A 12,674-nucleotide genomic window follows, 5' to 3' on the forward strand; every position below is an offset into this window, starting at 1 on the left:
GTAACGTTCGCGCGCTCGTTGATCAGCGCGGCGTGAAGCGCAGCTTGATCCCGTGTTTCGGTCGCAACGTCAGCCGGCTTACCGGTTCGGGGCGTTCGTCGGGCGGGCTTACGAGATCGAACGCGCGCACGACGCTGGCGAGCACCACCACCGCTTCCTGCATCGCAAAGCCCTGGCCGACGCACAGCCGCGGCCCCTGGCCGAACGGCAGCCACGCCTCGCGCACGCTCGTCTTGGTCGCCGGGTCTTCGTAGCGCGTCGGATCGAAGGCGTGCGGGCAGGGCCAGTGTTCGGGGTTGCGCTGGATCAGCCACGGCGAAACGACGAGCATCGCGCCGGTCTCGAGGTGTTTGTCACGCATCTGGGTGGGGCACGTCACTTCGCGCGGCATAAAGGCGACCGGTGGGTAAAGCCGCAGCGTCTCGCGAAAGACGTTGCGGGTGAGCGTCAGGCTTCGCACCGCCTCGGGTTCGATGTCGCCGGTCCCGACGACCTCGGTCACTTCGCCGAGCACGATGGCTTGCGTCGCGCGATCCGCGGCGAGGCAGTAGAGCGCCCAGCTCATCGCGCTCGCCGATGTCTCGTGGCCGGCGAGGAAGATCGTCGAGACTTGCCCCATCAGCTCGGGCAGCGTGAACGGCTGGCCGGTTTCAGGGTGGCGCGCGGCAAGGAGCGAGGTGAGGATATCGTCCGCGCCGGCGTCGTTCCCGGCATGATACGCCTCGAAGCGTGCGCGGACGATCGGTTCGAACACCGCGTGGATGTCCTTCGCCGCGACGCGTGAGCGCGCGAAGAAGCCGAACGACGGCAGGCGGTAGAAGCGCAGCATCGAGGCGGACTGGGCGTGGCGCTGGAAGCGGTTGAACCCGCGGTAGATCTGGCCAGCGCCGGCGGCGTCGAGCGGGAGCGAGAAGAGTGTGCGGAAGATCACGTCGGCCGCAACATGAGTCATCAGCGGATCGACATCGATCGGCCGTGAGAGGTCGAGCGCGCGGATGCGCGCGATCAGCGCGTCGGCGGCGTCGCGCATCATCGGCAGCGTGCGGCCGAGCGCGGCGTGCTGGAACGCCGGGTTGATCATCGCGCGCTGCGTCGCCCAATCGTCACCGTTCGCCGAGAACACGCTGTTGCCGATCGCCGGGCCGAGTGTGCGGACGAGCAGGTGGTGCTTGGGAAACTCGCGCCAATTTCCCATGATCCGCTTCACGAGGACGAGTTCGTTGGCGATATACATCTGCAACCCGGGGGTGCGGATCTCCCCCATCTTCATCGTGTAGCTCTTGGCGAAGAGCACATGGATCCACGAATTCCAGCCGCGCACGAAGCGCCAGAACAGCGACGATTTCTTCGGGTGCGGATCGGGGAAGGGGGGTACGAAGCGGCCGTCGACATGCTCGCCGCCGATGTTTGGCAGCGTCATTGGATCTGGCGAAACGCCGCGATCGAGGCGTCGATCGGGCGCGCCGCGGCCATCAGGCTCGGAAAGTCGAGCGGCGAGACGCGATCACCCATCCGCAGATAATCGAAGTGGATCTCGTACTTGTTGGCATATCCCTTGTGGTACGTGTCCGGGTTGTAGAACAAATGGAAGCGTGGGGAGAGCAGCTCCATCCGCGGCTTGGGATCGGTCGCGACGATCGCCATCGGATTTACGCCATGATAGGCCGCGCCATCGGGCGGCGAGCCGATGTCGATCCAGCGGAAATCGGCGGTCGCAAGGCGGCGGAGCTGATCGTGGAAACGCGTCGCATCCCATCGTCACCAGCGCGAAGTTCGCTGGCAGCGTATCACCGCAGCGATCGAGCAAGCGGACCATCAGCGGAATCGACAGGATCGATCCGTTGCTGTGGGTCAGCAGTATTATCTCGTCCCACGGCTCAGCGAAGCTCGCCGCGATCTCTTCGGTAAATACGGCAAGCCGGGCTTCGATCTCGGGATGCGCTTCGCCGCCGCCGAGTTCGCTGTTGAACACGAAGAAGCGCAGCAGCCATGGCGCATGCCATTTGGTCAGCAACGGCGCGGAGATGGCTACTGCGGCGGCGAACCCGACCAGCAGTGCGATCCAGCCGGGCAGCCAGATCGCGGCCACACCCCACAGGATCAGCGTCAGCAGCAGTGGCAGCGCGATCGTCAGCACCGGGGGGTAGAAAAGCGTGATCAGCGGGCCCCTGCCCAGCTTTTTGCCCTTCTCGAAATCGAGGTGGCGGATATTGGCGCTGTACGCGCTCCAGGCGCGCACGGCGAGCTTGAACGGATTGCGGATCCACGCCGTGCGGACGATGTCGTCCCAGCGCAGGAAACTATAGTCGGTGATCACGTCCTGCGCGGGGTTCGCGATCGTCCAGTCGGCGCGCAATGCGCCAACGTTGCGGCGGGTCGAAACCGTCGCTGGCTCTCCGGTCAACGCGGCGTAGCGGGCGACCGCCTCGGCCGCGAGCGAATGGTAGAAGCGCACGCCGCGGGGGTCGAAGCCGCCGACGTAGAAGACTTTGCGCTTGAACCCCGCCATCGCGCTTGCCTACACGATCGGATGGCCGAGCGGGAACGGAATTACTGCGTCTTCCTCGACCACCGCAAATACAATCGTAACATCGGCTGCCGCCGGCATGATAATCTTTATGGCATTGCCGGAGGCGGAACCGAGCGACAACGCTGGGCCGTCGACCGCGATTTCTACCGCACGATGCGCGCGCAGGGCGATCCGATGGCATTGCCATCCTATGTGACGTGCCTGTTGTTCGGCTGGTTCTTCTGGAACTATCATTCCGGCCGCTGGCCGTGGCGCGGGCAGTTGCTGCGCCGTTTCGTGAAGGCACCAAGATGATTGTGAGCGTTGGTGGGGTGACGTTCGGCAACGATCTGCCGTTCGTGCTGGTGAGCGGCCCGTGCCAGATCGAAAGCCGCGATCATGCGCTGCGGCTGGCCGAGGCGATCGCCGCGATGGCGCGGGCGGCGGGCGTGCCGTTCGTGTTCAAATCCTCGTTCGACAAGGCGAACCGCACGTCGATCGGCGGACGGCGCGGGGTGGGGATCGACGAGGGGCTGCGCGTGCTCGCCGACGTGCGGGCCGCGATCGGCTGCCCGGTGCTGACCGATATCCACGCACCCGAGCAAGCAGCCCCGACCGCCGACGCGGTGGATATCCTCCAGATCCCGGCGTTCCTGTCACGCCAGACCGACCTGCTGCTCGCGGCGGGACGCACCGGGGCGGCGGTGAACGTGAAGAAGGGCCAGTTCCTCGCGCCGTGGGACATGGCGGCGGTGGCGGCAAAGATCGCCTCGACCGGCAACGAACGGATCATCCTCACCGATCGCGGCGCGAGCTTCGGCTACAACATGCTCGTCAGCGATCTGCGCGCGCTGCCGATCATGGCGGAGACGGGCTATCCGGTGATGTATGACGCGACGCATTCGGTGCAGGCGCCGGGCGGAATGGGGGGCTCCTCCGGTGGGGACCGTCGCTTCGCCCCGCCGCTGGCGCGCGGGGCGGTGGCGGTCGGGGTGGCAGCGGTGTTCGCGGAGGCGCACGACGATCCGGATCAAGCGCCGTCGGACGGCCCTGTGATGCTGCCGCTGGAATGGCTGCCGAGATTGCTTGAGGATTTGCGGCGGATCGATGCGGTGGTGAAGGAGGGGTGAGGCGGGTGTGCCTCGATTCGCCGGGGCGCTCCACCCTATACCCCGGCGAAGGCCGGGGGCCAGCAACGGGCCGCTCGCAACTGGGCCCCGGCCTTCGCCGGGGTACGAGCTACGCCGGCGGTCTCTCGTTCCAAGCAATGACTTGATGATCGATCACTTCGCCAAAAGCGCCGGTGCGGAGCTTCGCCGGCTTCGCACCTAACGCTATCAGCGCGAAGCGCGCTGCGCCGTTGCTCGTGACCAGCAGCACGGTGCCTTCCGAGCCCTCGAAGAACCCGCGCCACGCCGCGATCCGCTCGGCCGCATTGACGATCCAGCCCGGCGGCGGGACGGCATCGCCTTCCCACGCCGCAAGCGCTTCTGCCCCGATCCGGGCGGTCACGGCTTCTTCGGTTTGCCCCTCGTCCGACCCATGATCGATCTCGCGCAGCCATGCGGCAGACTCTGCGACCAGATACGGCACGACGATCGCCGCGGTCTTGCGCGTGCGAAGAAGCGGCGAGGTCAGGCATCGATCGAAGCGTACGCTGGCAAAATTGTCCGCTAGCGCGCGCGCCTGTTCCCGTCCACACTTGACCAGTGCGAGATCGGTGCGGGCGCCGATCCGGCGCGGCGGCTCGCCCGGCGCAAAGGTGTTGCCGTGGCGCACGATGATCGCCCTCATGCGCAATGCGGGTCGCCGTGCGCCGCGATCAGCGCCTCGGCGCGGGCGATATCCACTTCGGTGTCGATCCCCGACATGTCGAACACAGCCGGCGCGACCTCAACCGCAGCGATCCGCAGCCCGAGTTCAAGCAGCCGCAATTGCTCCAGCCCCTCCAGCTGTTCGAGTTCGGTCGGCGGCGCCGCCTCGAACGCTTCGAGCGCGGCGCGGCGGTAGCCGTAAAGCCCGACATGCCGCCACACGGGGCAGGGGAGGCCAGCGCGGCGCATTGCGGACTCGTCGCGAAGCGCCGGCAGGATCGTCTTGGAGAACCACAAGGCGCGGCCATCGGCGGCGCGCACGCACGTCGTGCCGCTGAACGGGGCTGCCCATTTGTGCGCGCGGAACGCATCCAGCGTGTCCCACGACAGCTGCACGACAGGGGTCGCTACATCCATATCGCCGTCGCGCAGAGCGGCGACCACGGCGGTCAGCGCGTCGGCCGGCTGAAACGGTGCATCACCCTGCAGATTGACAATGATCGCGGGCGCCTCCGCTTGCAGCCGCGCGGCGGCGAGCGCGCGCCCCGAGCCGGAAGCGATCGCCGGATCGGTCATCACCGCGGCGCACCCCGCCGCCTCGGCATGCGCAGCAATTCGCGGATCGTCGGTCGCGACCACCAGCGTAGCGTCGATCTCGGCCAGCGCGCGGCGCGCAAAGGCGATAGTCCGGTGGAGCAGACTGACACCGGCAATTTCCCGCAGCGGCTTCATCGGCAACCGAGTCGAAGGTCCGCGTGCGGGGATGACGACGAGCAGGCTCATCGCCGCACCTCGTTCGACGCCGGCGCCAGGCTCAGACGACGCCAGCGCGCAGCACGTCGTGCATATGGACCGCGCCGACCAACCGATCGCCATCGCACACGAACAGCAGCAGGATGTTGCGTTCATGCATCCGCCGCACCGCCTCTGACGCCAGCTCAGCCGGGCCGATGTATGTCGGGGGCGCTGTCATGAACTGGCTGACGGTGTTCGAAAGATTGCCGTTGCTCGTCACCGTGCGCCGCAGATCGCCATCGGTGAAGGCGCCGATCAGCTTCCCCTCGGCATCGACGACCGCCGTTCCGCCAAGCCGCGTGCGCGTCATCTCGATCGTCGCGTCGAGCAGCGTTGCCTCGGGTGTCACGCGCGGAATGTCCGGCCCCCGCGCCATCAGGTCGCGCACCTTGAGCAGCCGGGCACCCAGCCGGCCATTGGGATGCGTGCGCCATGGTGCGCGAGAATCGGGGCTATGATTTCGGCGCCTGGGCGCATCTGCTGCGGCTCGAACCGGCGCTGTACGGTGCGGACGCGCTGTACATCATCAACGACAGCATCTTCGGCCCAAGCGATCCAAAACAGTTCGGCGACGTGATCGCAGCGGCGCGTGCCAACCCGGCCGATCTGGTCGGGCTGACCGAGTCGCTCGAGCGCGGCTGGCACATGCAGAGCTATTTCCTGCGCGCCAACGCCGCGGTGCTGTCGTCTTACGCCTTTCAGATCTTCGTCAATTCGGTGCGCGTGATCCCCGACAAGGACGATCTGATCAACGAATTCGAAGTGCCGCTGACGCAGCGGCTGTGCGCCTCGGGCTATACCGCTGCAGCGCTGTTCAAGGTCGATGAAGCGCGTAAACCAACGCTCTTCTCGTGGAAGCGGCTGCTTGTCGCCGGCTATCCGTTCGTGAAGCTGCTGCTCGTGCGTGGCCGTTTCCCGCATATCGATACCGACGGGATGGACAAGGCGCTCAAGCGCGCCGGGTTCGACCAGGATCTGCTCGACGCGACTCTCGCCTGTCGCACCGACGAGCCGCTGCCCGAGCCCAGCTACCCCTTGCTTGCCCGCCCGCTCACGTCGCGGCTGAAGGACGAGGAGCCGCCGCGCAAGCCGTACAAGGTCGCCTTCTACGGCCCGTGGAACTACGACAATGGCCTGGGCTCGGCGAGCCGCGGGATCATCGCCGGCATTCGCGCCGCCGGCGTCCGGCTGAACCTGCACCCGATCCACAAGCCGTTCCATGTTCACAAGCCGCTGACCCCGCCGCACGACGTGATCGACTTCGACGGGGCGGCGGATATCGCGATCGTTCATCTCAACCCCGATTCCTGGCATCTCCTAACCGACGAGCAGCGCAGCGAGATCGGCCGCGCGCGGCGCCGCATCGGCTATTGGGTGTGGGAGATGGAGCATCTGCCCAAGGCGTGGCGGCGCGACTTCTCGTCGGTCGACCGCATCTGGGCGCCGAGCGGCTACAATGCCGCACTGTACGAGGCGCAGGACGAAGCGCCGGTCGACGTGGTGCCGCATGTCGTGCCGGTCGAGGTCGACATGGCAAGCAACCGCGCGCCGATCCGCGAGGCGCTTGGGCTGCCGAGCGAGCGCCGCCTGTTCCTCTACGTGTTCGACGGCGCGAGCTATCTCGTGCGCAAAAACCCAGCGGCGCTGATCCGTGCTTTCGGCGCGAGCAAGCTGGCGGAGCAGGGTTGGTCGCTGGTGCTCAAGACCAAGCATCTGATGGACCGCGCGGGCGACGGCGAGGCGCTCGCTGCGCTGGCGGGCGAAACCGATGGCGTGATCTTGCTTGATCGCTCGCTCAGCAGCCGTGAACTCTCTGATTTGGTCGCCGCGTGCGACATCTACGTCTCGCCGCATTGCGCCGAAGGGTTTGGGCTGACGGTGGCCGAGGCGATGGCTGCGGGCCGCGTCGTCGTCGCGACCGATTATAGCGGAACGACGCAATTCCTCGACGATAGCTGTGGATTCCCCGTGCGCGCTACGTCGTGGACGCTCGCTGAGGATCATGGGCATTACACCAAGGGCGGCACCTGGGCGAAGGTCGACGAGGCCGCGCTGGCCGATGCGCTGAGCACCGCGGCGGCGCGCATCGACGCTGGCGACACGTCGATCGGGGAGGCCGCGCGCGATCGGATCGCGCAGATGCTGTCGATCGCGGCGGTCGGCGCGACGGTCGCCAAAAGTCTCGACGCCGTCCTCACCGACACCACCGACATCCGCCGCGCGCCCCCGCGGATCGAGGAAGGCGCGACCGGGACGCCGCTCTCGGCTTTCGACCCCGGCGCGATCCTGAAGGTCGTCCCGCTCAAGGCCGGCTCGCTCGTTCCAACAACAAACGCACTAGCGTCTGTGGATGATGATCGAGAAGTTTGGGCAATGTTCGTCCCCGAAAACGGCGGCGTCCATCCCCTCACCCGCCGCATCTTCGAACGCCACGCGACGCCGCGCCCCGACGTGTCGCTATTCTACGCCGACGACGCGGCGTTTGGCGAAGCGACGCTGCTCGATCAGATCCGCCTGAAGCCGCAATTCGACCAAACGCTGTTCGCCGCACAGGATTATATCGGCGCGCCGCTGTTCGTCCGCGGCTCCGCGCTCCACGAACTGGGCGGCGTAAACGAGGATCTCGGCGAGGCGGGGCTTTACGATCTTGTGTTGCGTGCGGCCGAACGCGGCATGTCGATCGGGCGCATTCCTGAGGTACTTTTGGTGCAGCCGGGCGAGCGCCCGATCGCACCGGCGGATGCGCGTCGCGCGCTGATCGAAAATTCTCCGCTGTACGCCGGCTATGACGTGTCGAGCGGGCCTGCGGCGAATACGCTGCAGCTCGCAGCACGGTTCGGCGACGATCGCCCGCAGGTCACGATCTGCGTGCCGACGCGCCGCACCGCGATCGAGGACGGCGACGGAACCTATATCGAGCGGCTGCTCGCCAGCATTGCGACGGCTGACTGGCCGGCGCATCGCCTCACCGTGATCGTCGCCGATGATATCGCCGGCAGGCCCGAGTGGGAGCACGGCGACTGGCCGTTCACGCTGCGCCGCATCGAAACGCTGCGCGAACCGCATGTGCCGTTCAACTTCGCCGCCAAGGTCAACACGCTGTGGCGCGCGGCGGAGAGCGATCTCGTCATGATCACCAACGACGATGTGGTCGCGCTCGATAGCGGATGGGTGGCGGCGCTCGCCGGCTTCGCGATGGATCGCGACGTCGGCGCGGTCGGGCCGCGGCTGCTTTACGATGATGGCACGATCCAGCATGCCGGCATCTATGGCGGCGTGCTCGGCACCAGCGTTCACGCCTGGCTTGGCCGGCGGCCGGGCGCACCGACCTATCAGGACTGGGCGATGACTCAGCGTGAGGTCTCGATGATCACCGGGGCACTGATCGCGACGCGGCGCAGCGTGCTTGAAGCGGTCGGCGGCGTCGACGAGCGCTTCAGCCTGGAGTTCAACGATGTCGACCTGTGCCTGAAGATCCGTCAGCTCGGCCTCAGGATCGTCTACAATCCAGCGGCCGAGTTGATCCATTCGGAGAAGAAGTCGCGTGGCGATACGGTGCCGCCGGGCGAGCAGCTCGCGCTGTTCCTCAGCCGCTGGCAGGATTGGCTGGCGGACGATCCGGCGCTGCCGCCGCGCCTGCGCCGCGACATGCTCGATCTCACGCCATCGGCCGGGCGGGGGGATTGGTTCGTCTGAGCACGCACGAGCGCGCTCAGTCGATCAGGTCGCCCGCCGTAGCGTCGCCAGTCGTGCGCCGGATCTTGCGGCGCTGCTGTCGGCGCGGTGAGGCGCGCTCCATCGCCACGGCGATGATGATGAGCACGAACAGCATTGCGCCGAAGAAGATCATGTAGTCGGACGTGAAGTCGAAACGTGCTGCGTTCATTGTCTCGATTGTCCGGTTGCGCCGAGGGTCGAGTATAGGCTTAGATCAGTTGCGTCGGTTTTGAAAGTTGAGGGCGTTACCCGCGCGCGGCGGGTGGCGGTTCGGCCGCCATCAGCGCGCTCCATTCACCGGCCACTGTCGCGAGGTTCGCCCGCGCAATCTCGTACAATGCCACGTCGCGCTGATTGTACTTTGCGATCGCAGCGTGGAGGTCCGGGGTGACGTCCACGTGATTGTCCTCCGTGTCCTCGGTCGCTCGCTTGTGCTCGGACGGGAGCAGGTTCGTGCCCAGCAGTCGCGAGAGGATGTTGAACGACAGGGCATAGTTTTCGAGCAGGCCGACAAAGGCGTAGTTGCTGCCGATGAAGGCGTTGATCTGATCAGAGGTGACGACGTCATTCGGCATCAGGAAGCGCGCCATTTTATTCTGTGTCTCGGGTGCCTCAATATAATGCTCGATCGTCGGGAAGCGCGCGATCGTCTGTGCGTAGGTCGGGTGGGATGGCGTGCGCGAATAGCGATAGTCGGAAATGACGCGTTGGATCGGATCGCGCAGGAAAGTGAAGGCGCGCGCATCGGGCCGGGCGGTGCGGATCGGGGCAGCCATGTCCCAGGTGAAGTGCCCCGAGCACGAACGCGCCGCTGCGATCGTGCCATCGTCGATCACCGCGGCGATCTCGTCCTCGATCCGCGTGAATGTGACCGTCTCGCCGTAGAAATACTGGCGATGGATGTTGCGGTACGGCCGGCGCATCCGGGCGAGCTCCGCGGATAGCGACGAGCCCGCAGTCTTCGGCACGTGGATGAAGATGCACAGTTCCTCCGTGAAGCGCTCGTTCGCGAAGAAGGGCGCAAGGCCTTTCGTGATATTGCCAAACGCCACGCCGGCTGCTCCTCATTTGCTGAAGCGGGGCTATGCCGCAGCAACTCCCGTGGCTCAACGGCTGGCGGCGGCTCCTTCAAGCGGGATGCCGTTGCGCTCCGCTGCGCGGCTAGCCGCGAGATAGCCGCCGCCAGCGGCGGTCAACGCGAGAAAGCCGACGACCAATGCGTCGAGCAACATCATGAGCCAGACCAGCCAATCCGGTCGCCCGATCGCGCCATAGCCGAGCGCATAGTGCAGCAGCATCAGCGGCACCGAGCCGGCAAGCGTGTAGCCAACCGCACGCCAGAAGCTGCCAGCCATGACGGCGAAGGAACGAAGCGGGCCGATCCGCGCATTGCCCAACGGCCAGGCGACGAACCAGGCCGTGAGATACATACCGATCACGCCCACCCCGATTGCAAAAGCGAGGCCCACATATTGCGCTAGCCGCGCGTCGAGGCCGAGCAGCACGCCGATCGGAGGGCCGAACAGGCCGATCCATTGTGTCACGGCGTGAAGCGCGAACTGGATACCGAACAGCGTCGCGGCGGGCCGTTCGATCCGCTTCGCCCTTTCGGCATTGCGATCCCACGCCATGTAACGGACGAACCAATAGCCCGGCAGGATCATCGCGAGCGTCTTGGCGCAGCCGAACGTCAGGCGTCGCTGATCCATCGCGACTCCACTGACGCCGTGCCGATACATCCCGATGTCGATCTCGACGACATGCTGTGCGAATTCGATCAGGACGGGGATAGAGAAGAGGATGGGAAGCGCGACCGCAAAGGCCCAGCTATCGGCATAGAGCCGCTTGATATCATTCCACATGCCAAGCCCCGCCGTTCCGCCGCCGCGATGGCGAGGAATGACGGGGCTTGCAACCACTTGCCCCGAATGATCAGGCGGTAAGTAAGCGCTTCTCGCCGGCGATCTTCATCATCGCCTTTTGCAGCTTTTCAAATGCGCGCACCTCGATCTGGCGGACGCGCTCGCGACTGACGCCATAGACTTGGCTGAGTTCCTCGAGCGTCTTGGGATCGTCGGTCAGGCGACGTTCCGTCAGGATATGCTTCTCGCGATCATTGAGATCGTCCATCGCGCTTACGAGCATGCCGTGCCGGACGTCAGCTTCCTGCGCCTCGGCGACGACCTGATCCTGCAACGGCGAATCGTCCTGCAGCCAATCCTGCCACTGACCCTCACCGTCCTCACGCATCGAGACATTGAGCGACGTATCGCCGCCCATCGCCATGCGACGGTTCATGCTGGTGACATCGGCCTCGGTAACGCCGAGATCGGTCGCGATCTTCGTCAGATGCTCGGGCTTGAGATCGCCGTCTTCGAACGCATCGAGCCGGGCCTTCATGCGACGCAGGTTGAAGAACAGCTTCTTCTGTGACGCGGTGGTGCCCATTTTCACGAGGCTCCACGAACGCAGGATGAATTCCTGGATCGAGGCGCGGATCCACCACATCGCATAGGTTGCGAGTCGGAACCCGCGATCGGGCTCGAACTTCTTCACGCCCTGCATCAGGCCGATGTTGCCTTCGCTGATCAGCTCGGACACCGGCAGGCCATAGCCGCGGTAGCCCATGGCAATCTTCGCGACGAGGCGGAGATGGCTGGTGACGAGCTGCGCTGCCGCTTCGGTATCGCCATGTTCTTGAAAACGCTTGGCGAGCATATATTCCTGCTCGGGCGCCAGGATCGGGAATTTCTTGATCTCGGCGAGGTATCGATTGAGGCTTTGCTCGCCGCCGAGCGCCGGGATTGTCGCCGGGAGGTTGCCGCTAGCCATAATAATTTTCTCCCTTTCCGGAGCCCGCTTGCCGCACTGCAGCGAAGCGCTTCCACGTTATACGTCGAGTTGACTGAACAGTTCCTGCATGTCTGCAGGCATCGCACTATCGAACGACAAAGCGATACTTGTCACGGGATGAATGAACCCGAGCCGCGCGGCGTGGAGCGCCTGACGGCGGAATGAAAGTTCATCAAGATCACGCTTATGAGCCTGTTTTGTTCTACCATAGACGGGGTCACCCAGCAAGGGATGGCCGATCGACGCCATGTGGACGCGCACCTGGTGCGTACGCCCGGTTTCGAGCCGGCATTCCACCAGTGCGGCCTCGCGCAGCCGATGTTCGGTACGGTAATGCGTCACCGCGCGCTTGCCGCCGGCGACGATCGCCACCTTCTTGCGGTTGCTCGGAGAGCGGGCGAGCGGGGCGTCTACTGCGCCATCGGGCGGCATCGGCCGGCCGCCGACGATTGCCTTGTAGCGCCGGTCGATCGAGTGATTGGCGAACTGCTTGGCGAGCCCCTCGTGGGCGCGGTCGGTTTTCGCCGCCACCATTAGGCCGGACGTGCCCTTATCGATACGGTGAACGATACCCGGCCGGGCGACCCCGCCGATTCCCGACAGCGAGCCGCCGCAATGATGCAGCAGCGCATTGACGAGCGTACCATCGAAATTGCCTGCCGCCGGGTGAACGACGAGGCCCGCGGGCTTGTCGATCACGATGAGATGATCGTCCTCGAACGCGACCACCAGCGGGATATCCTGCGCTTCGTTGTGCGCCGGGATGGGATCTGGGACAGCGACTGCGAATACCTCGCCCGCCGCTGCGCGCTTCGCCGGATCGCGTACCGCGACGCCGTCGCGATCGACCTGTCCGGCGTTGATCAACACCTTCAATCGCTCGCGCGACAGCGTCGGCACGGCATCGGCCAGGGCACGATCGAGCCGCCAACCATCGGCTGCCGCTGCGATCGTCGCTTGAATGACGGAAACCCCCCGGTCCATTA

12 protein-coding genes and 1 pseudogene are annotated in these 12,674 nt (G+C 65.6%); 3 read left to right on the top strand and 10 right to left on the bottom strand.

Going from position 1 to position 12,674, the window contains the following annotated elements; translation table 11 throughout:
- Nucleotides 1-22: 22 nt before the first annotated feature.
- Together LLW23_RS14770 and LLW23_RS14775 are read right to left on the bottom strand one after the other, a co-directional pair.
- Entirely contained in the window at nucleotides 23-1,420 is a 1,398-nt protein-coding gene (locus tag LLW23_RS14770) for a cytochrome P450 (RefSeq protein WP_228946257.1), read from the bottom strand.
- Between the two features lie 84 nt (nucleotides 1,421-1,504).
- Nucleotides 1,505-2,509 (bottom strand): hypothetical protein, encoded by a 1,005-nt coding sequence (locus LLW23_RS14775; protein ID WP_228946258.1) that lies wholly within the window; start codon nucleotides 2,507-2,509, stop codon nucleotides 1,505-1,507.
- Nucleotides 2,510-2,530: 21 nt separating this feature from the next.
- On the opposite strand from LLW23_RS14775, the gene LLW23_RS14780 reads away from it, so the two are divergent.
- Entirely contained in the window at nucleotides 2,531-2,824 is a 294-nt protein-coding gene (locus LLW23_RS14780) for a hypothetical protein (RefSeq protein WP_228946259.1), read from the top strand.
- Nucleotides 2,821-3,639, top strand: a complete 819-nt coding sequence (kdsA, locus tag LLW23_RS14785; RefSeq protein ID WP_228946260.1) for a 3-deoxy-8-phosphooctulonate synthase — start codon at nucleotides 2,821-2,823, stop codon at nucleotides 3,637-3,639. The genes LLW23_RS14780 and kdsA overlap by 4 nt, the downstream gene beginning before the upstream one ends.
- Before the next feature lie 109 nt (nucleotides 3,640-3,748).
- Here kdsA and LLW23_RS14790 read toward each other — a convergent pair whose 3' ends face one another.
- From LLW23_RS14790 to LLW23_RS14800, 3 genes and pseudogenes are all read right to left on the bottom strand, one after another.
- On the bottom strand, nucleotides 3,749-4,303 hold the full coding sequence (locus LLW23_RS14790) for a histidine phosphatase family protein (RefSeq protein WP_228946261.1): 555 nt from the start codon (nucleotides 4,301-4,303) through the stop codon (nucleotides 3,749-3,751).
- Nucleotides 4,300-5,106, bottom strand: a complete 807-nt coding sequence (gene kdsB, locus LLW23_RS14795) for a 3-deoxy-manno-octulosonate cytidylyltransferase (protein ID WP_228946262.1) — start codon at nucleotides 5,104-5,106, stop codon at nucleotides 4,300-4,302. The genes LLW23_RS14790 and kdsB overlap by 4 nt, the downstream gene beginning before the upstream one ends.
- Nucleotides 5,107-5,137: 31 nt before the next feature.
- A pseudogene (locus LLW23_RS14800) lies at nucleotides 5,138-5,542 on the bottom strand (CBS domain-containing protein); the annotation flags it as partial.
- Between the two features lie 8 nt (nucleotides 5,543-5,550).
- Between LLW23_RS14800 and LLW23_RS14805 the strand changes: the two are divergent.
- The gene (locus tag LLW23_RS14805) at nucleotides 5,551-8,814 is read left to right on the top strand and encodes a glycosyltransferase (RefSeq protein WP_228946264.1); all 3,264 of its coding nucleotides are present in this window, start codon (nucleotides 5,551-5,553) and stop codon (nucleotides 8,812-8,814) included.
- A 16-nt stretch (nucleotides 8,815-8,830) separates the two neighbouring features.
- Here the strand turns inward: LLW23_RS14805 and LLW23_RS14810 are convergent, their stop codons facing one another.
- From LLW23_RS14810 to LLW23_RS14830, 5 genes are all read right to left on the bottom strand, one after another.
- Nucleotides 8,831-9,004 carry a hypothetical protein gene (locus LLW23_RS14810; RefSeq protein WP_228946265.1) on the bottom strand — a complete coding sequence of 58 codons (174 nt, stop codon included), beginning with the start codon at nucleotides 9,002-9,004 and terminating at the stop codon, nucleotides 8,831-8,833.
- Between the two features lie 76 nt (nucleotides 9,005-9,080).
- Nucleotides 9,081-9,887, bottom strand: coding sequence for a sulfotransferase family 2 domain-containing protein (locus tag LLW23_RS14815; RefSeq protein WP_228946266.1), 807 nt, complete (start codon nucleotides 9,885-9,887; stop codon nucleotides 9,081-9,083).
- A 54-nt stretch (nucleotides 9,888-9,941) separates the two neighbouring features.
- On the bottom strand, nucleotides 9,942-10,697 hold the full coding sequence (locus tag LLW23_RS14820) for a hypothetical protein (protein WP_228946267.1): 756 nt from the start codon (nucleotides 10,695-10,697) through the stop codon (nucleotides 9,942-9,944).
- Nucleotides 10,698-10,767: 70 nt separating this feature from the next.
- Nucleotides 10,768-11,667: an RNA polymerase sigma factor RpoH gene (gene rpoH, locus LLW23_RS14825; protein WP_228946268.1), complete on the bottom strand. Its 900-nt coding sequence runs from the start codon at nucleotides 11,665-11,667 to the stop codon at nucleotides 10,768-10,770.
- 57 nt (nucleotides 11,668-11,724) lie between these two features.
- On the bottom strand, nucleotides 11,725-12,672 hold the full coding sequence (locus tag LLW23_RS14830; protein WP_228946269.1) for an RluA family pseudouridine synthase: 948 nt from the start codon (nucleotides 12,670-12,672) through the stop codon (nucleotides 11,725-11,727).
- Nucleotides 12,673-12,674: the final 2 nt, after the last annotated feature.

The sequence above is a fragment of the Sphingomonas radiodurans genome, assembly GCF_020866845.1.
Classification (GTDB): Bacteria; Pseudomonadota; Alphaproteobacteria; order Sphingomonadales; family Sphingomonadaceae; genus Sphingomonas; species Sphingomonas radiodurans.

Excerpts from the sequence above, each read along its gene's own strand:
- LLW23_RS14770 (WP_228946257.1), bottom strand. The coding sequence starts at position 1,420 with ATGACGCTGCCAAACATCGGCGGCGAGCATGTCGACGGCCGCTTCGTA.
- LLW23_RS14775 (WP_228946258.1), bottom strand. The coding sequence starts at position 2,509 with ATGGCGGGGTTCAAGCGCAAAGTCTTCTACGTCGGCGGCTTCGACCCC.
- LLW23_RS14780 (WP_228946259.1), top strand. The coding sequence starts at position 2,531 with ATGGCCGAGCGGGAACGGAATTACTGCGTCTTCCTCGACCACCGCAAA.
- kdsA (WP_228946260.1), top strand. The coding sequence starts at position 2,821 with ATGATTGTGAGCGTTGGTGGGGTGACGTTCGGCAACGATCTGCCGTTC.
- LLW23_RS14790 (WP_228946261.1), bottom strand. The coding sequence starts at position 4,303 with ATGAGGGCGATCATCGTGCGCCACGGCAACACCTTTGCGCCGGGCGAG.
- kdsB (WP_228946262.1), bottom strand. The coding sequence starts at position 5,106 with ATGAGCCTGCTCGTCGTCATCCCCGCACGCGGACCTTCGACTCGGTTG.
- LLW23_RS14805 (WP_228946264.1), top strand. The coding sequence starts at position 5,551 with ATGGTGCGCGAGAATCGGGGCTATGATTTCGGCGCCTGGGCGCATCTG.
- LLW23_RS14810 (WP_228946265.1), bottom strand. The coding sequence starts at position 9,004 with ATGAACGCAGCACGTTTCGACTTCACGTCCGACTACATGATCTTCTTC.
- LLW23_RS14820 (WP_228946267.1), bottom strand. The coding sequence starts at position 10,697 with ATGTGGAATGATATCAAGCGGCTCTATGCCGATAGCTGGGCCTTTGCG.
- rpoH (WP_228946268.1), bottom strand. The coding sequence starts at position 11,667 with ATGGCTAGCGGCAACCTCCCGGCGACAATCCCGGCGCTCGGCGGCGAG.
- LLW23_RS14830 (WP_228946269.1), bottom strand. The coding sequence starts at position 12,672 with ATGGACCGGGGGGTTTCCGTCATTCAAGCGACGATCGCAGCGGCAGCC.